Origin of the sequence: Paenibacillus lutimineralis (assembly GCF_003991425.1) — a bacterium.
In the GTDB taxonomy this organism is placed as follows: domain Bacteria; phylum Bacillota; class Bacilli; order Paenibacillales; family Paenibacillaceae; genus Fontibacillus; species Fontibacillus lutimineralis.
Map to the genome: position 1 here is coordinate 1,374,296 of NZ_CP034346.1, position 18,388 is coordinate 1,392,683.

General features: G+C 47.3%; 15 protein-coding genes and 1 riboswitch. Of the genes, 14 read left to right on the forward strand and 1 reads right to left on the reverse strand.

The window, feature by feature from the left end:
- Positions 1-108 precede the first annotated feature (108 nt).
- The 10 genes from EI981_RS05805 to EI981_RS05850 all read left to right on the forward strand — a co-directional run bounded on the left by EI981_RS05805 (position 109) and on the right by EI981_RS05850 (position 10,551).
- Positions 109-1,191, forward strand: coding sequence for a carbohydrate ABC transporter permease (locus EI981_RS05805; RefSeq protein ID WP_126996258.1), 1,083 nt, complete (start codon positions 109-111; stop codon positions 1,189-1,191).
- Complete coding sequence (locus EI981_RS05810) at positions 1,192-2,283, forward strand: carbohydrate ABC transporter permease (protein WP_126996260.1); 1,092 nt, start codon at positions 1,192-1,194, stop codon at positions 2,281-2,283.
- A 566-nt stretch (positions 2,284-2,849) separates the two neighbouring features.
- Entirely contained in the window at positions 2,850-3,659 is an 810-nt protein-coding gene (locus EI981_RS05815) for a histidinol-phosphatase (protein ID WP_126996262.1), read from the forward strand.
- A gap of 195 nt (positions 3,660-3,854) precedes the next feature.
- The gene (locus tag EI981_RS05820) at positions 3,855-4,469 is read left to right on the forward strand and encodes a TetR/AcrR family transcriptional regulator (protein ID WP_126996264.1); all 615 of its coding nucleotides are present in this window, start codon (positions 3,855-3,857) and stop codon (positions 4,467-4,469) included.
- A 1-nt stretch (position 4,470) separates the two neighbouring features.
- Complete coding sequence (locus tag EI981_RS05825) at positions 4,471-5,235, forward strand: prolipoprotein diacylglyceryl transferase (protein ID WP_126996267.1); 765 nt, start codon at positions 4,471-4,473, stop codon at positions 5,233-5,235.
- A 104-nt stretch (positions 5,236-5,339) separates the two neighbouring features.
- Positions 5,340-5,729, forward strand: a complete 390-nt coding sequence (locus tag EI981_RS05830; RefSeq protein WP_127004401.1) for an S-layer homology domain-containing protein — start codon at positions 5,340-5,342, stop codon at positions 5,727-5,729.
- A gap of 590 nt (positions 5,730-6,319) precedes the next feature.
- Complete coding sequence (locus EI981_RS05835; protein ID WP_126996269.1) at positions 6,320-7,096, forward strand: ABC transporter permease; 777 nt, start codon at positions 6,320-6,322, stop codon at positions 7,094-7,096.
- A complete protein-coding gene (locus EI981_RS05840; RefSeq protein ID WP_126996272.1) occupies positions 7,093-7,899 on the forward strand; it encodes an ABC transporter permease in 807 nt (268 codons plus the stop codon). The genes EI981_RS05835 and EI981_RS05840 overlap by 4 nt, the downstream gene beginning before the upstream one ends.
- 14 nt (positions 7,900-7,913) lie before the next feature.
- Positions 7,914-8,882, forward strand: coding sequence for an ABC transporter ATP-binding protein (locus tag EI981_RS05845; protein ID WP_126996274.1), 969 nt, complete (start codon positions 7,914-7,916; stop codon positions 8,880-8,882).
- A 399-nt stretch (positions 8,883-9,281) separates the two neighbouring features.
- Positions 9,282-9,448: riboswitch (FMN riboswitch) on the forward strand.
- A 140-nt stretch (positions 9,449-9,588) separates the two neighbouring features.
- Positions 9,589-10,551: a DMT family transporter gene (locus EI981_RS05850; protein ID WP_126996276.1), complete on the forward strand. Its 963-nt coding sequence runs from the start codon at positions 9,589-9,591 to the stop codon at positions 10,549-10,551.
- A gap of 444 nt (positions 10,552-10,995) precedes the next feature.
- Here EI981_RS05850 and EI981_RS05855 read toward each other — a convergent pair whose 3' ends face one another.
- Positions 10,996-13,107: a glycoside hydrolase family 52 protein gene (locus EI981_RS05855; RefSeq protein WP_418789060.1), complete on the reverse strand. Its 2,112-nt coding sequence runs from the start codon at positions 13,105-13,107 to the stop codon at positions 10,996-10,998.
- A 156-nt stretch (positions 13,108-13,263) separates the two neighbouring features.
- Between EI981_RS05855 and EI981_RS05860 the strand changes: the two genes are divergently transcribed.
- From EI981_RS05860 to EI981_RS05875, 4 genes are all read left to right on the forward strand, one after another.
- Positions 13,264-14,184 (forward strand): helix-turn-helix domain-containing protein, encoded by a 921-nt coding sequence (locus EI981_RS05860; protein ID WP_126996280.1) that lies wholly within the window; start codon positions 13,264-13,266, stop codon positions 14,182-14,184.
- Between the two features lie 175 nt (positions 14,185-14,359).
- Positions 14,360-15,118: a hypothetical protein gene (locus EI981_RS05865; RefSeq protein ID WP_126996283.1), complete on the forward strand. Its 759-nt coding sequence runs from the start codon at positions 14,360-14,362 to the stop codon at positions 15,116-15,118.
- Between the two features lie 17 nt (positions 15,119-15,135).
- The gene (locus tag EI981_RS05870) at positions 15,136-17,619 is read left to right on the forward strand and encodes a peptidoglycan-binding protein (RefSeq protein ID WP_126996285.1); all 2,484 of its coding nucleotides are present in this window, start codon (positions 15,136-15,138) and stop codon (positions 17,617-17,619) included.
- Between the two features lie 18 nt (positions 17,620-17,637).
- Positions 17,638-18,042 carry a hypothetical protein gene (locus EI981_RS05875; RefSeq protein ID WP_126996287.1) on the forward strand — a complete coding sequence of 135 codons (405 nt, stop codon included), beginning with the start codon at positions 17,638-17,640 and terminating at the stop codon, positions 18,040-18,042.
- Positions 18,043-18,388 lie beyond the last annotated feature (346 nt).

The window sequence follows — 18,388 nt, forward strand, 5'->3', positions numbered from 1 at the left end:
CGCGGCAGTCCCTAGCTTCATCCAGCTGAAACGTTTTGAAAAAACGCACATCGGAAGCATAAGCTTCGGTGCTGAAAACCGGATTTATTAAAAAAAGGAGGCGGCCGTATGCGGGAAGTGATTAAATCCAAAATCAGCATAGGGGCAGTTTTGCTATCGCTTGCTGTGCTTGTGGTAAACACGGCAGTCCATGGGGCAATCTTCATCTTTTTTCGCAACACCGCTCTAAATCCGCTTATTACGGCCGTTCTCGCTGTTCTATGGGGAGTGCTGGGCGTCTATTTTCTCTACTATACGTTGAACTGGGCAGCGGAGAAGTATCCTGATCATCTTCGCGGCAAAATATTACCCTATATCTTCATCGGCCCCGCGGCTATATTGCTCGGCTGGCTGTTGATCATTCCGGCGCTGCGTACCTTCTACTTAAGCTTCTTCAACGCCTCCTCCGATCGATTCATCGGCTTCGGCAATTATGCGGCCATCTTCAGTGATCGGCTGCTGGGCGTTGCGCTGCGCAACAATCTGCTCTGGGTATTCATCGGCACACTGGCCTGTGTATCGCTGGGACTGTTAATCGCCATATTGGCGGATCGGAGCAGCTATGAGCGAATCGCCAAGGCGATCATCTTCATGCCAATGGCGATCTCGTTCGTCGCCGCAGGGGTCATCTGGAAGTTCATCTATTACTATCAGCCGGGTGATGAACAGATCGGCTTGCTCAACGCGATAGTCATGTTCTTCGGCGGCGAACCGCAGGCATGGACGAGTATGCTCCAGCCCTGGAACAATCTGTTCCTGATCGTCATTCTGATCTGGATGCAGACCGGGTTCGCGATGGTAATCTTCTCGGCGGCGATCAAGGGGGTTCCCGATGATATTCTGGAGGCAGCCCGCGTCGATGGCGCCGGTGAGATCCGCATATTCGGCCGCATCATTATTCCGTATATTTCGGCGACAATATTGACGGTAACGACGACGATTATTGTATTTACGCTTAAAATATTCGATGTCGTCATGGTCATGACCGGAGGTCAGTATGATACCGAGGTGGTAGCTACCCAATTTTACCGCCAATTCTTCATGTATCGTAATTTCGGGTATGGATCGACGCTGGCCATTGTCCTGCTGATTGCGATCATTCCTGTCATTATTATTAATTTGCGGCAGTTCCGCAGACAGGGGGGATGGTAAATGGCCGCAAAATCCAGACGAAGGGGCAGCAAGACTGTCGTCAACATTGTACTCGGTATCATCTGTCTGATCTGGCTGATTCCTACGCTCGGACTGTTCATCTCTTCCTTCCGTCCGGCGGCGGATATACTGCAGAGCGGATGGTGGAAGGTATTCCCCCATCAAGGCTGGCAGACGAAGGATACACTGACCTTACCGAAGGAGACGGATCTGCGCGAGCCGATTCAGGTCGATGGCAGGACTTTCAGTGATGAGCAGTTGAAGGCGGGCGTTGTTGTTGACGGTCAGCGACTGCAATGGGAGAACCGCAGGGCGAGAACGCTGAATGTGCAGGAACGCGGCTGGGAGGCACTGCCGAATTTCACACTGGACAATTACAGAAATGTGCTGTCCGGTAAGGAATATAAGCTCAAGCAGGCTGACGGCAGCGAGACGATCCAGAAGGGAACCGGCCTGTCTCAAGCCTTCTTGAATACGCTGACGATTGCCGTTCCAGCGACAGTGATCCCTGTGCTGATTGCCTCCTTTGCCGCCTATGCCTTCGCCTGGTTGCGTTTCCCAGGCAGGAAGACATTATTCGTCGCCATCATCGCACTGCTCGTTATTCCACTGCAGGTGGCGCTGATTCCGGTACTGAAGGATTACACGGCGCTCGGCCTGAACGGGAGCTATCTGGGAATCTGGCTAGCCCACACGGCCTTTGGACTGCCGCTCGTGACTTACTTTATGTACAATTTCATTAGTCAGCTCCCGCGGGATTTGTTCGAATCGGCCTTCATAGATGGGGCCAGTCATTTTACGATCTTCAGTCGATTGATCCTTCCGTTATCGGTGCCGGCCCTGGCTTCGATCGGGATCTTCCAATTCCTGTGGGTGTGGAACGACTATCTTGTCTCGCTTATCTTCATCGGCAATCAGCCAAGCGTACAGGTGATATCCATGAAGATCGCCGATCTGGTCGGTTCTCGCGGCAGCGACTGGCATCTCTTAACCTCGGCTGCCTTTATCTCCATGCTGATGCCGCTCACCATCTTCTTCCTGCTGCAGAAGTATTTCGTCAGAGGGCTGATGGGCGGTTCGGTCAAAGGCTAAGTGTGGATAGGAACGAGAACGATGCTACATTGCTTCATACATCATAAAAGCCTGCAATTATGCAGGAATTTCGTAAACAGATCGACCTGAAATAGTGAATTCCTGCGAAAATGCAGTTTTTTTCTCCACATTAGCTTGATTTCAAGAAAAAAGGAGGAGAAGCCTGCATATTTGCAGGTTTTTCCTAATAACTAGTGATTTGATGCGATAAAGCCTGTATATTTGCAGTTTTGAGTTTGTAGGGGGAATGGCAGGTATACATATCGTTATGTACAACTAAGGAGCTGCGTCCGTATCAATGTGAGGTGGCTTCTTTGCTGTTGTTTAAGTCTCAATATCGGATGCTGTTAAGCGACTGAAGTGCAGAAGGGATGTATGATGATAATTGCAATAAGATGCATTTCAATGCGAGAGAAAGTTTTATATAATAATAATGCAATCGGTTGCACAAAGAGAGCGTGTATAGTAACCTGCTGACTCATCTGGAGTTCAGGCTATTCAGCTCGTACGCTTGGCGGTTGCTTTTGATTGTGAGTGGATGAACCAACAAGAATGGAGGAGAGGCTATGTTTGATTTACATACACATCACGAACGATGTGGACATGCTGCGGGGACCATCGAGCAGTATATCGAAAGCGCAATCTCTAAAGGTATACAGGTGCTTGGTATTACCGATCATTCTCCGTATTTTTTTGCGGATGAGGATCATCCCTTTCCGGGCTTGGCTATGGCCAAGAGTGAATTTGCTCGCTATGTGGAAGAGGCTGTACAGTTAAAAGAGAAATATGGGGACCGGATCGAGCTGTTAATCGGGGTCGAATCGGATATTTTTAAGGAGCATATGGTATTGTACAACCAGGTATACAGAGGCTTTCCGCTGGATTATGTGATTGGTTCGATCCATTTCACCTCTCCATCCCTTATTCTCCAAGGACTGGATTGGAGCCAGGCTTCTGAGGAAGAGCGGATGGCGGAATTTAGAAGATTCATAGAGCTGATGCAGCACGCTGTACAGAGCGATTGGGTGAACATCATCGGGCATATGGACCGGGTTCATCGAGGGAATCCGTCGTTCGAAGATTTATATGCCCCCTATATCGCACCTTTGCTCAAGACGATGGCTGGGAGAGGGGCCGTGCTGGAAGTGAATACGGGTGGATTCCGGAAGAGCGCGAAGGACTGGTATCCTTCGATAAATATCATCGAGCAGGCCTACCATTATGGCGTAGATGTTACCTTTGGCTCGGATGCGCATGATCCGCTGCGGGTCGGAGATGAATGGGAAGAGGTTCGTCAGACATTAGAGCAGATTGGTTATAAGCGATGGGTTATTTTCAGACAGCGTAGGCCTTATTACTTGGACATTCATTCCTAAGATATCCCTTTCGACACCATATTTTGAAGCGTCGCCCGACGGTATAAGAGGCGGCGTTTCTCATTTATAAGACCCGTGGGGAACATGCTCTAATAGGGCAACAATCGCCGTAGAAGTCATGACCTTACACTTGACAGAGTTTCGCTCTGTAATGCACAATATTAACAGAGTCGGACTCTGTTAGGAGAGTGCTATATGGCCAGGGTTGTTAAGAAGCCGGAAGAGAGAAAAGAAGAATTACTGGATATTGCAATCAAGCTGTTTATGGAGAAGGGCTACATCAATACTTCAGTCAAAGATATTTACACACAGGCCAACGGTTCGTTTGGCATGTTCTATCACCACTTTGCTTCGAAGGAAGAAATATTTGAAGCTGCCATGGCCAAGTATACCGACTTGTTCGTGTCCGGCATTTCTGAGATTTTACAAGATAAGAGGCTTCCCTACCCCGAGCGCTACAAGCGCGTGCTCATTCATTGGATGGGATTAATGAACGGTCGCGACAAAGTACGAGGGAGCAGGCATGATGTTGAGGTGTTCCGCGTATTGTCCGGTAAAATGCTGAGCGGTGCTATCGATCCGGTGAGGCGTTATTTGGACGAGGGAATCGAGCAGGGATTTATAAAGACAGATGATAGCCATAGCTCTGCTATATTTATAGTCTATGGAACTTTCGGATTGCTGAATGAAGAGAGAAACCACATAGGCAGTAATGACAACGCCCTACATATTTTTGCTGAGGTATCCAAACGAATAACGGCGATGCTGGATGCTGGTGAGAATACTTTTAATTTTGCAGAGGAGGGATAGTGTGTACAATGATTTATTTTCAATAGGCCCCTTTACGGTTCATGGATACGGGGTGATGATCGCCATTGGTGTCCTGGCTGCTTACATGGTTATGATGAAGCGGGCCAAGCGGCTCAACATCGATAGTAGTCATATTGATTCGCTAACAGTTTGGGTTCTAGTAGGCGGGGCAATCGGCGCCAAGGTTTTGTTTTGGCTCACTCAGATGGAGAATATCTTGCAAAATCCTAGCCTCTTGCTGCTGATGATCACAGACGGTTTTGTGGTATACGGAGGGATTATAGGCGGCGTATTAGCCGGATATATCTATTGCCGAAAGAAGCAGATAGGGTTCTTGAAGTATTTTGATTTGATTATCCCTTCTGTAGCGCTAGCCCAAGGCTTCGGGCGTATTGGTTGCTTTATGGCGGGCTGCTGTTATGGCAGGGAGACAGATAGTGCGTTTGGAGTGGTCTTTCCATCCTCCTCTCTTGCCCCAGGTGGCGTAAGGCTGGTCCCCACACAGTTAATTTCAAGCGGCTTGGATTTCCTTCTGTTTGCGGTACTGGTTCTCTATGCGAAGAGAAAAAAAGCCGACGGTCAGGTAGCAGCACTCTATTTGATCTTATATAGCGGCGGTAGATTTATACTTGAATTTTTCAGAGGGGATATCATACGTGGAAGTGTCGGTATTCTATCGACCTCGCAATTTATAGCCATTTTCCTGTTCGCAATCGGATGTGGAATGTTCATAGCAAGGCAATATAAAGCCGCTATACTGCGATAAGCAGTAATTAGCGGCTTTGCTGCGATGCTCGTCAGAGCGCTTGATCTTCAAAGGGGAAGCAGTAGTAGTGGAGATGCTTTGTATAACGATGTGAAGTCCGATGCATGGTATGGAGATGCTATTGCTACGGCTGTCATTATGGACTGGTGCAAGGCTATGCCGATCAAAGCTTCCGACCGAACGCGCAAATTACCCGGGAGGAAATGTCCGTAATGGGCGCGCGGGCGCTGCGTATACTGCAGAATGGGGTGAAGCAGGGAACGGGCACGGAAGTGATCCTTGCTACCGGGGAGAGCACGGATCTAGTGTCAGGTTATGCCGACGGTTCACAGCTTCATTCATGGTCTCAGGCAGAGGTGGAGCTAATGCTCCAGGCAGGCATTATGCAGGGACAGAGCAAAGACAAATTTGCTCCAGCCAGCCGCACGACAAGAGCGGAAGCGGCGGCCATCCTGTCCCGACTGCTTGCAGCAGTAAAGCTGCTCAATCCTTAACTCGGAAATGGAACGGATGAAAGTGCAGAGTTTAGGAGATAGGGGTTAACTATAGAGGGCGCTTATTAGCGTCCTCTTTCTTTTGAACATACGTATGCGAGATATGCTTCTAGACGGGCAAAGGGGGAGATGTGTTCGATGACGACTCCAATTGATCCTTGACTACGCCTAGTAAGTTATAAGCAGTGAAAAACTGCAAATCTGCAGTTTTTGGTATGTAAAATCGCCTGCATTTATAAAAAGCCTGCAAATCTGCAGGCTTTTAGCGTTATCCGCTTGAAATCGGGTTAATCCAGCGAAAAAAGCTGCATTATTGCAGGAATTTTCTATTTTCGACTACTATCGTATTCGAAAAACTGCATTTTTGCAGCAATTGGTTGGCCTGCGCTGCTTGCGGGCTCTCCAGTGTATAGTAATCAGATGCCTAATTAAATCAGCCAAGCATTCAATTCATACATTGTTTCAAAGCCTATAAAAAACAGTTGCCACCTCTGGAATAATAAGGTATGATGTTTGTCCCTACTGCTGCAAAATGCCCTTGTCTGAAGTGGACGGAACAAGCCGTCAAAAATGCTTATCGGAGGTGCTTCATGCTTTATTTTACGTTGGCTGCCAAGGCCTATTCACGCAATTTGCAGTACCGCGGTGCACATATGGTGCACAATCTTGCCAGCGCGATGTTCGGATTCATCTACGCCAGTATTTGGATCGGGCTCGGCAGGGATAATCCCCTCGGCACTTATGGAACCCACGGCATGATCAGTTACATCTGCTTCACGCAGAGCCTGCTGTGGATCACCAGCTTCATCTCGAACGGACTCGGCATTCCGCAAGCCGTGCGGACCGGTCAAATCTCACTGGATCTGATGCGTCCCGTCCATTTATTCAGCCATATGGCGGCGCGCGAATGGGGGCAAATCGCCTACCAGTTCATTTACAAATCAATCCCTATCTACATGCTGTATCTCATCATTTTCCCGCTTCACATTCCCAAGAGCAGCTTCACCGTTATGCTTGTTGCAATCAGTATAGTTGGCGCAGCCTACATATCGATTTGCATGAATTATCTGATCGGGGTAACTGCATTGTGGACGACGGAATCTTCCTGGTTCTACTGGGCGAATCATGCGCTCGTGAATTTACTGGCTGGCTTCTTCATTCCGCTGGAGTGGCTGCCCTCCTGGTTATCTCAGTTAGCCTGGTTATCGCCATACCCGTATCTTCTCTATATTCCTACGCGCATCTATCTCGGTTATGAACACGGCTCTCATTTATGGGGGACGCTGCTTTGGTGTGCCTTCTTGACGTTGATCTGCCTGCTGGCGACTAAGGTGCTGCGGCATAAAGTGGAGGTGCAGGGCGGATGAGCAGCAAGTTAAAGACATGGCTGGAACTATACGTTCTATTGATCAAGACAAGTGTTCGCAGCCGGATGCAATACCGATTTAATTTTATTCTCGGATCGGTACTCGCGGCGTTGATTCAAATTTCGGAGTTCCTGATGATCGCGATTGTTCTATACAAGTTCGGGGCAATCCAAGGGTGGTCCATCTATGAAATTGGTTATCTGTTCTCGGTGATTACACTATCCAAGACCTTATACCGTACGTTCGCCGATGAGGTTCATCATTTGGAAAAATATCTGGTAGACGGTGAACTGGATCAAATATTGACCAGGCCTGTCCCCGTGCTTCTTGCCATCATGCCGCGGAATTTCCGCATTATGATTGGAGAGGTGCTGCAGGGCGGTTTCATCCTATGCTGGTCAATGAACGGATTATGGCGCAGCGGGCAGATCGATTGGACCTCCATCGTATTTACTCTATTCATAATAGTAACTGGAGCGGTCATTCTTTTCTCGATCGGGTTGGCTACAGCAACGATTGGCTTCTGGACGACACGGATTGAAGAATTGCAGACCTTCACCGAGGATGCAGCTAGAACAGCTGGGCAATATCCGCTGACCATATATCCCAAATGGATGTCATCTATGCTGCTGATCGTCATCCCCGTCGGCTTCGTCAATTATATTCCAGCTCTATATATTATTCGCGGCGAGCTTGGAGCTTGGGTGCTGGTAGCTGTGGCCGCGATGGCGACGATTTGTCTTGGGGTAAGTATGCGGTTCTGGCGGTTCGGAATTACGAAATATCAGAGCACAGGAAGCTAAGGGAGGGTATAGAAATGATCGAAGCCAAACATTTATATAAAGAATTCAAGACCCCGATCGTTCGTGAGGGACGATTCTCCGGCATTCGGACACTATTCGCACGGGAATATACTAGGAAAGAAGCGGTCCGTGGCATCAGCTTCCAGATTGAGCAGGGCGAATTCGTCGGATACATTGGACCGAACGGGGCCGGTAAATCGACGACGATCAAGATGCTGACCGGCATCCTTCATCCGAACTCAGGCGAAGTAGTTGTTGGCGGCTATAATCCTCACCAGGAGCGGCGGAAGGCGGTGCGGAACCTCGGTGTTGTATTTGGTCAGCGAAGTCAACTGTGGTGGGATCTTCCAGTCAAGGCCTCCTATGACATCTTGGCCAAAATGTACAATGTGACGGATAGCGATAAGCGAAGACGCTTGGACCAATTGGCAGAGCTTCTGGATTTGTATGAATTCTGGGCTACACCGGTTCGCAAGCTGTCGCTCGGACAACGAATGCGGGCCGATCTGGCCGCATCCATGCTGCATGATCCCGATGTGCTGTTCCTGGACGAACCGACGATTGGACTCGATGTAAATGCGAAGCGGAATATCCGGAAATTTCTTAAGCAGCTGAATGAGGATTTCGGGAAGACGATATTGCTTACTACGCACGATATGGATGATATTGAGCAGCTCTGCGGTCGTGTGATGGTCATCAATCACGGTGAACTCACCTTCGATGGCACCGCTCGCTCGCTTCGTGAGACGATCGGCCTGCCGACCGAGATTCGCGTCACATTCCGCGGCCAATTTCAGCTGCCGGATACCCTTAATCCCGCAATTCGAGTAACCGATCAGGAGGATGATGTCGTAACGATTGAGGCCAATCGCCAGGAATGGAGTACGGTTGATATCTTGCGTGAGCTAGAGACCTGGGGGGACATCGACGATTTTGAGATGAAGGAGCCGGACTTCGAGGAGATCATCCACAAGGTCTATTAGAGGTTGTTCAAACCGTCCGCTTTTGATCACGAAGTAAATAAGGAAGCTGCTCGGCATCGAATCTTGAATTCAGCCGGGCCTTCCGGTGCTCACGTACCAAAAACGTACGTTCCGCTCCTCAGTCCCTAGCTTCATCCAACCTTCTCGGTGCTGAGAACCGACCTCTTTGAACACGTACTATTAGAGCTTGATGAATGAGACCGATTTTGTGTTGCGCGGACCTGTTGCGCTGCATACAAATATTAAATAGCATGAAACAATGAAATTATTCTCATTGAAAATACATGAAACAAGTCATATACTAAGTATAATGTGATATTCATTACAGTTATATCCGCGGCAAAGATTGTAATATGAATTCAGCGGATATTGTAAAATCAAACAATTAAAAATTTGAATATGGATCTTCGGGGTAAGGTGAAATTCCTGACCGGCGGTGAATGGTTCGATCAGCACATAGCGATTGAATCACAGCCCGCGACTCGCTGTCTGTCCTGTAGGACGATAGCGACTGATCTGGTGCAAATCCAGAGCCGACGGTAAAGTCCGGATGGGAGAAGATCAATCTTAAGTTTGTGCGACAAGGCGATAAGCCTGTCTTTGCACATGCTTATTTGATCAGCCCCCGTAGATGTCGACTGTTGTCGATTCACGGGGGCTTTCTGCTGGCAAGACTCCGTATTCAAGGAGAGGGAGAGACAGCAAGATGGAAAACGTAAGTACAGGCTATAAGGTGCAGGAGCCCGCTTCAGTGCGTCCTGCTAAGGCAAAAAGCGGTTTTTGGCTAGTGGTATTGGGAGCGGCTCTATGGGGTGTCGATCCATTATTCCGGATCATTCTGCTCCGTGCACTGACTTCAGCGCAAATCGTTCTGCTGGAGCATGTCATTATCGCGTTGATCGCTATTCCAGTGTTATGGAAGAATCGCGGGGAATTGAAAGGCATGAGCATGAAGCATCTCGGCGCTTTGCTCTTCATTTCTTGGGGTGGCTCAGCCATAGCAACTATCCTGTTCACGATGGGGCTTGCTAACGGCAACGCCAACGCAGTATTGCTGCTGCAGAAGCTGCAGCCGTTGTTCGCCATCATTTTAGCGAGCTTGTTGCTCAAAGAGAAGCTACCGCGTCATTTCTCGATTCTGTTCCTGATCGCGCTGGCTGGAACTTATTTTCTAACCTTTGGATTTGCTATTCCGATCGGGCACTGGAATGAATTTGTGCAAGTGGGGAGTCTGTTATCTTTGGGGGCTGCAGCCCTATGGGGCGGTTCCACCGTGATGGGCAGATTGATGGTCGGACAGATGAAATACGAGACAGTGACCTCGCTACGGTTCGTTCTCGCTCTTCCGCTGTTGCTCGCGGTAACCTGGAATGAAGGTGCTGCGTGGAATCTTCCATCAGGCACATACGATCTATCTTTGGTAGGACTTAACCTGCTTGGTCAGGCGCTTCTGCCAGGACTGCTCAGCATCCTAGTCTACTATAAAGGTCTAACCACTACAAAGGCGTCTGTGGCTACACTGGCGGAGCTCAGCTTCCCGATGGTCGGCGTTCTGATCAACTGGATCGCTTTCCAGCAGATCGTAACCGTCCCTCAAGTGCTAGGCTTCCTGCTAATCTGGTTCGTATTGTTTGCCATCTCCAGACAAAATAGTGCTTCGGCGGCTTAAGTTTTTCATATGATATTACAGAATAACCTGGGACGGACTGTCTCGGGTTGTTCTTTTTATTTTCTAACGAAACTACAGATCGTTATTTCCTCATCAAAAGCCGCAAATTAAATCTAACGAAACTACAGATCGTTATTCGGGTGAAATTCGGACTTTAAGCCTCTTTTTTGCTTCAATAGCGATACCCAGTTTCGTTAGAATTTTTTAATGCCTAATTTGGCCTAAATAGCGATACCTAGTTTCGTTAGAATTTTCAAGTGCCCATTTGGTCTGAATAACGATACCCAGTTTTGTTAGAGGACGGGTTCTAGGTTCAGAAAGTGGTTGCGAACAGTTACTATGAATAAATTATCGGAAGAAAAGAGCCCCACACGCTCTTCATCCTCCCCATTTAGTGGGGGTAAGAAAGTCGTGTGAGGCTTTTGCGATAGGTTGGTTGAAGTATTACGCAGACGGTTGCTCATCCAGCCACAGAATGGATGTCACTCCGCGCGGATAGTAGCGGCTGCCGCAGATCACTCCGGCGAGCATCTGGTCGCTCCAGCTCCAGTAAGCATTCGCCGTGGAAGTCAGCCAGCCGACATGGGCTGCGTCCGCAGCTCTGCCTTGCTCGTTCCACTCCAGGCCAAGAATTTGCCGAGCGATGAATTGGCACAGATAGATCTTACTGAGCCAGGAGTTGTCGCTGGTGGAGGAGAGCTTCCAGCCTCCGTCTGCGAACAGGCACACACCTGGTTGGAGCACTGTATTCAGATGCTTGTTCAGCGTCTGGATGTATGCACCGAAGCGTCCATTCGGATCAAGCGCTTCTTTGCAGCCGGTAAAGAGCGGGAAGATCAGCCCTTCGATAGCCGGAATAATTCGGGAATCGTTGTTCTCTTGAATGACAGCCGGAACGTAGCCTTCTGGCAGCATCTGCGACACAATAGTCGCTGCGCAGCGATCAGCTTGTTCAGCAGCCAGGCTTGCTTGTTCCCCACGGCCAAGCTTCGTGAACAGCTTCTCCATGGCTACATAAGCAGCCCAGCTCTTGCCGGCCAAATAGATGTTGTTCCGTGCTTGTCCAAGCGATACGTCAAGGCTGTCATAGGTTGTGATCTCAGCTCCACCCATCGTGCGGGAGCTATCGAGACCCATAATACCTGTGCGTTTGGCTGGATCCGGATGGTCACGGTTCACCATGCTCTCCAGGCACTGCTCCATAATGCTCAAGTTATCATTGATCCACTTGCTATCCTGTGTTTGCTGTACGTATACAGTAGCGCACAGTAACCAGTTCACGAGCTGCTCATGCGTCATGTGCGAGAAGCAGTCATCAATCGAATGCAGCTCGTAGGAGGAATATTCAGGCTTGGAGAAGGCATTGGCCACGCCCATATCATGGGTGAAGCTGATGCCGCCCGGATAAGGAGTCGGATCTCCAGGGAAGTGAACCTGATCGGTGTAGCTGTAGCGCTTCACGAACAGATCGAGCTCATTTTTCACGGTCCATGGGTTCATTTTCATCTCATAGAACAGTTGGTCTACGGTCAGGTCGAACGTATTCATCATCCGGTACTCGCCTTCATTCACAACCCAGAGCGCTTCTCCCTTGTGGTCGAGCAATTGTGTAGAGCCATAGTAGCTGCGAATTGAAGACTTAAGCATGAAGCGCTGATCGTCATTCAGGTGAGGTGCATCTGTGATGCGGTCAGCCTGCTGTGCAATTTCTACCTTCTTATCGAAGTGATCCATCGCATAAGCGGCAACCTCTTCAATATTTCCAAAATAGCGTGTGTAATAGTAGGTAGTATCGAGACCGGTTGTAACATATCCCTCACGGTAGAAGCAGATCGCAAAGCGGTAGGTTGCTTTCTCCCCTGCAGGTGTATCCATAAGCAGAGCGCCGACGGCTCCGAGACCAAAACGCAGATTCTCTTCGACCTTAGGCTCAAGAATGGCTTCCATTGTGAAGAAGCCTGCACTTTTTACTCGGCTGTCACTCGTCGCAATCGCGGTATGTCTGCCTTGTCCAATCCCGATAATCTCACCGTTCGTTACTTCTTCAAGACGGCGGATAGATCTGTACGGGTCGCTGTTCTGCAAGCCGAAGAAGGCCCGGCGGCTGCTTGTTCCGCGTGTGTTATCGACGACGATCTCAGCCAGAACGGCTGGCATAATGGCAAATTTAAGTTCCTCATCCTTGGAGGTAGCTGGATCAGGCACACTGTCAAATGGCGAATAGATCCGGAAGGTCAGATCTCCGGCTTGCCATTCATCGGTTGCCGCATTGAAGTTGCGAGTAATGCTCTCTTGGGCAAAAGAAGTGATCAGCTTATCTTCAACGACTTCTTTCTCGCCATCCTGTTCAGAAGTATAGCGATCGCGCTCATCCTGGCCCTCCCCGAAGAAAGGTAGCGCTTGGTAACGGTTCTTGCCATCCTCTTGCAGTCCAATGTATATATTCTGATTGGGCGGGCTAGCCAGTTCAAGATCTAAGCCGCCTTTCTTGCCGGGATAACCTAGTGTAAAACTCGCAAACGCTCCTATTGGAGAGTGGTGTGCGTTGAATAACATCTTCTTATCCAATTTAACTACCTCCTATATATAGAGATGATTATGTGATATGTTAATTATAACAAGGTAGAAAATGATATATTATATCCAAACTATGAATCAATTTACCCAAATTGACTACAAATTATCGAGCTTGGGTATAAGGAGGCTGCTGCCATGGAACTGGAACTGGCTAATAATCGTTATATCGCGGAATTTATGCTGCCGGATATGGATTCGACCTTTCGGATATTTGCATCCCATGTCCGTACGGTGACTAGGGATTGGTCATACCCTCGGCATACTCATCCTTTGTTTGAAGTCAATTTACTGCTCGCCGGGGGACAGGAGATGATTGTGAACAGTCAGCGTTATATCCAGAAGCCCGGTGATTTACTGCTGCTTAGGCCGGAGGATGTTCATGAGAGTCGGGCGATTGGTGAAGAGCCGATGACTTATTACTGTTTGCATTTTAATGCGGATGATCCTATTCTCCATGCCTTGCTGAGCCGTAGGAACTTCGACCTGTATGAGTCGACGAGCGCCCTGACCCGGGCAATTCGCCCAAGTCTGGACAAGCTGATCTCACTGACCTCAGCTAATGAGGTGCCGCTGAAGCTAGCTAACAAGATGAGGGCCATGTCCGCCGTATTCGACCTGCTTGCTGGCCTGAGCGAGGTGCTGTCAGAGCAGGGCGAGGAGGAACTGGCCAGCAGCAAGATGGGCAGGGTAGCCTTTGAGATTGCGGCGAGATTGGAGAAGTGTGTTGAGGATAGCGATATCCAGGGAGAGACTTTGTCCGAGGTTGAAAAGGAAGAGCAGCATTCCAGAGATGCTGTAGCGGCTGCCACCGCGGATCTCGGATACAGCGCTTCGTCTTGCAACCGCATCTTCCAGCGAGTATATGGTATATCGCCGCGCCAATATTTATCCGGCCTGAAGCTGAAGAAGGCCAAGCTTCTGCTCATGGAGCCCGAGCTTACGGTAGAGGCCGTCTCCACCCGTCTTGGCTACAAGGATATTGCCCATTTCAGCCGTCAATTCAAGCGCTGGACCGGAGAGTCCCCAGGGAAATTCCGGGCCCGGTTTCATGTGTGAGAGGAACTAGAGCACACCGTGCAATAGCTGATTTATAGCTATGCAGGTGTGCTTTTTTTAGTTTAATAGAATGGATGTTTATATCTGGATGAGTAGGGGGTTGTTCCTATATATACCAATTGTTATAATGTGGTTGGAAATTCTAATAGAAGGAAAAAGGGGAGGATTCTGCTAAATGGTGAAATGTACCCTGCCTAATGAGGAGCTATTTTACTTATGTATGCTGGCTGGTGCGGAGTCTCTGCTTGGGATTGAAGATTTACGAGGTAATTTGGACACAGAGGAAATTCGCAACAAGTGGATTGCGGTTTCAGATCGATTGATACATAAGGGGATTTTGTCATTTGAAGAGAACTCTGAGCTATACATAGATTCTGATTATGCTGAGCTGATCTCGGTACTGGCTTTTCCGGAGCAAGCATTCGCATGTTTGCTAGAGGAAAATGATGAAGTAAGCCTGGAGTTTATTCACTCACGCCATGGGAAATATACCTCTCTAAAAGGGGAAGAGAATTGCGAAGTGGAACTTTTTCTGGAGAGGGATGATTGTTTTAAACTGCTAGTGGAACATTTTCTGTTAAGTGATTGCCTTGAGGAACTGCAGTTTGATCTACCTGCTGAAATTATTAACTATGCGTTTGCCTTGGCTGGAACGGGAGCTGTGAAGAGCTCGGCAATGATGTTGGAGCCATATGGATTGAAGTATGAAGTAGCGGAGGAACTGACAAGGGCAGTGTATGATGAATCCTTATGTCGGATCGTTGCGGGGTATCGGTTTGATCGTGAGCATCCTGCGGAAGCTCTCTTCCATTGTCTAAAGACTCCGCAAGGGACGTGGATCACTTGTATGAGGCAAGGTCGGGAGCAGGTTAGGCTGTTTCGCCAACGACCGGAGGCTGCTTTACGACAAATTATTCAATTTCACGGGATATAGAGAGGAGCTCGGGGCTTATGGAGCAGAAGGTGAATCCCAATCAGGTAGAAGGATTGGCAGATAGCCTTGGACGTCTAAACCGAATGATTGAAGATCAGGTTACAGGAATGTGCAAGGATGTATCCCGAGTCGTGGGTGACACTCGTACCCAGTATTCGGAGGATTACGTTGGCAGAGCCGCAGATGAGGTAGAGCGCTTGATTCAGGAGATTCAGCAGCTGGCCCTGGCGATTGATGATCAGCTGCGAATTAAGGAGAAGACGTTGAGGTGGGCGGCAGGAGAATATGTTGAACGTGAGAAGGAAGCGATCCGGAAAATCGAAGAAATGCAGCAGAAGAAAATTCCTCTCGTTCTGAGTCGAGAAGCTCTATTCCAAGAGAAGAATCAAACCTTATCTCCATTTGGGGCCCTTCCCGTGTATCCATTCGTTTTATCCGCCTCAGTTTCACTGCCGGTATATATTCCACCCTTGTCTGAAGAATTAAGCTTAAATTCCGAGAAGTATAGCGATGAAGTGTTGCGGCTGCAGCAGAGATTGAAGGAGCTAGGCTATGAAGTAGAGGCCAATGGCTTCTTCGACGAGGAGACTCTAAAAGCGGTGAATCAGTTCAAAGATAATTATGGACTAGAGAACCGAAGAAGCGCAGCAGGCGTTGTAGACGATCAGATGTGGCGCTATTTGTTTGGAGGTTTAAATGGAATCCTGACAAAAGACTCAGGGGTCTATTCAGATCCAGTTAAGATAGTGCAGAGCCGTCTGAAGAAATTGGGATTTGATATTGAGGCAACAGGCTACTATGATGAACAGACCCAGCGAGCGATTGATGGATTCCGGGAAATCTACGGGAAGGATCTGTCCGGAGCAGACGGAGTCATTGGAGAGCAGACGTGGAATGCATTATTCAATATTAAAGTCCCCCAGCCTCAGTATACGATAGGAGCCTATGATCCGTATAATTCAGTAGATGTGAACGATATATTGAACCGTGACGATCCTGAAGTACAGAAAAGGTTGGAACAGACGTATTGGGCCACGTTATCGAAGGAAGAGCAGGATCGGCGGTATCGGGAAATCAAGGAGGAAATGGATGCGATCGATAATAAATGGGCAGACAAAATGCGTCGGGCCCAGAGCGGAATCGGAAATCAATTCTTCGCAAATTTGATTACAGGAACATCGAATGCTGTAGTCAATACTATTAATACCGCTTCAGCAGGATTACCGGAGTTGATTACCGAATGGATAATGGGACCGATGCCAGAAGGATACGTAGACCCGTTAGACGATCCATACGGAAAAAAGGCCGGAGTAATCGCAGGCAATATGGTCGGCTTCTTTCTACCATTCAAGTATTTAAAGGGGATCAAGACGCCAGCTCTATTAGCAAAGCTGTCCCCAACCGTGTTGCGATCGGTGACGGCAGAAGCCATATTCAGTGGAGTAACTGAAGTGTCTGATTCCGTAACGGATTTCCGCAAGGATGGAGATCAGAGCCTGGGAGAGCGATTATTCAATATAGCATTCAACTCTTCAGCAGCGGGTGTTGGTGATGTGGCATTTACTTACGCGTTCAAGACAATATCCGGCATGTTAAAAAGTTCAGGTGCACAAAAAATATTTGAGTATATTAGGCCGAAGAAGATAGAGAAAACCTATCAGGGTAATGAAAATGTCGATAAGAATTTGTATGATGAAATACGAAGACGCGTATTGCAGAATATTGAAAATAGTCGGAAAGCACGAGAAGCTTCTAAGTATAAGGAATATGCAAAAAAGGAAAAGTCGATACTTGATGATATTAATAAGAGACATCAATTAGAAGGAACGGGCAATGTTGTCAACAGAGTCCCCCTGCCAGATACATCAACTATAAAGAATATAGAACAAGCTATTATTAATAATAGATTAACTAAAGACAGCTTTTTATCTTTAATGAGAAAGTCTGCAAATGAATTAACACCAGATGAAGCAAGAATTATGGAAAATATCAGAAAAACCGTTCCAACCCCAGAAGTTAATACACCGTTACAAAAAGTGCTAAACCCTTCATTTGTTAACGGATATCTAGACGGCAGTTTCATGAATTTTAACGGAGGAAAAATAGGGGGTTGTATAACTACTGTAGAAGATGCATCAAAATTAATGAGTCCCAAAATAATATACGATGGATTACGTTTGGATTATCCAGGTACGCCATTTAGTCCAACAGATGGTTTTACGACGGTGATTAGGTTTACTTCTAAAGATGCAGGCAATATTAAAATCCCTTTTGGAGACAGTATGCCAAACCCTACAGGAGGAAGAGTGTCGACTATGACAGACCCATTTACCGGGAATGGATTTACTTCTGCAACAAATGGACAAATAATTCCAGAGTTCTATTCCGATGGGCTTACTTTAACTAATGGGGCTCAAATGATTAAAATCAGTAGTGATGGGATAGAAACCCTATTTGCTGTATTTGATAAAGTCGAGGGGAAATTTATACCTGTAAATTAATGACGAGGAGATGTTTTTATGTTGAGGACTTTGGGGATAAATGCAATTTATGATGAAAAGGAGTATGAGTTTATTGATCTTGATGATGGTACGTTTGCTTTGATTTCTAATGACAACAATGATTTAAATCGTGGTTTTGTTAAAGTGATAAATTCTAGTAATAGGTTTATTAAATATGTAAAACTCGAAGAGTTATCCTTTATCTATCAGAAGGATACTGAGGTGAAATATAAAGGAGACATTTTTATAGGTTCAATTATTGAAGGAAATCAAATAATGCTTTACACAAGGGATGTCCCTTTAGGAAAAAAGCATAATATGATGATGAGGGATAAGGATGAGTATTATCTCCATGTCGATTTAAAAGAAGTTGATGAAATAATCCAAATATTGAAACCATTATCTCAATATACAAAAAAGTAAAAAATACCCCATATAAAGCTTTTTAATTTTTGATTCATAATGGTATGAAACAGACACTGGTGATAGTTGGGTAAAAGCAGCTATCATCTTTTTATTTCCAAGACTTAGATAGCAATTTAGGTAAAGGGAACTGTCGCTCCACAAATTATTAAACCACCCACTGGTGAGATTATTGAATCAAGCCCTGAAAGTGCAATTCAATATTGGATAAATAGCATTAATAACGACTGGCTATTAAAGTGAATATCAAGGGGATCAAGACGTCGGCTCTATTAGCAAGGCTGTCCCCAACCTTACTGCGTTCGGTGACGGCTGAAGCCATATTTAGTGTAGTAAATACGGTTGG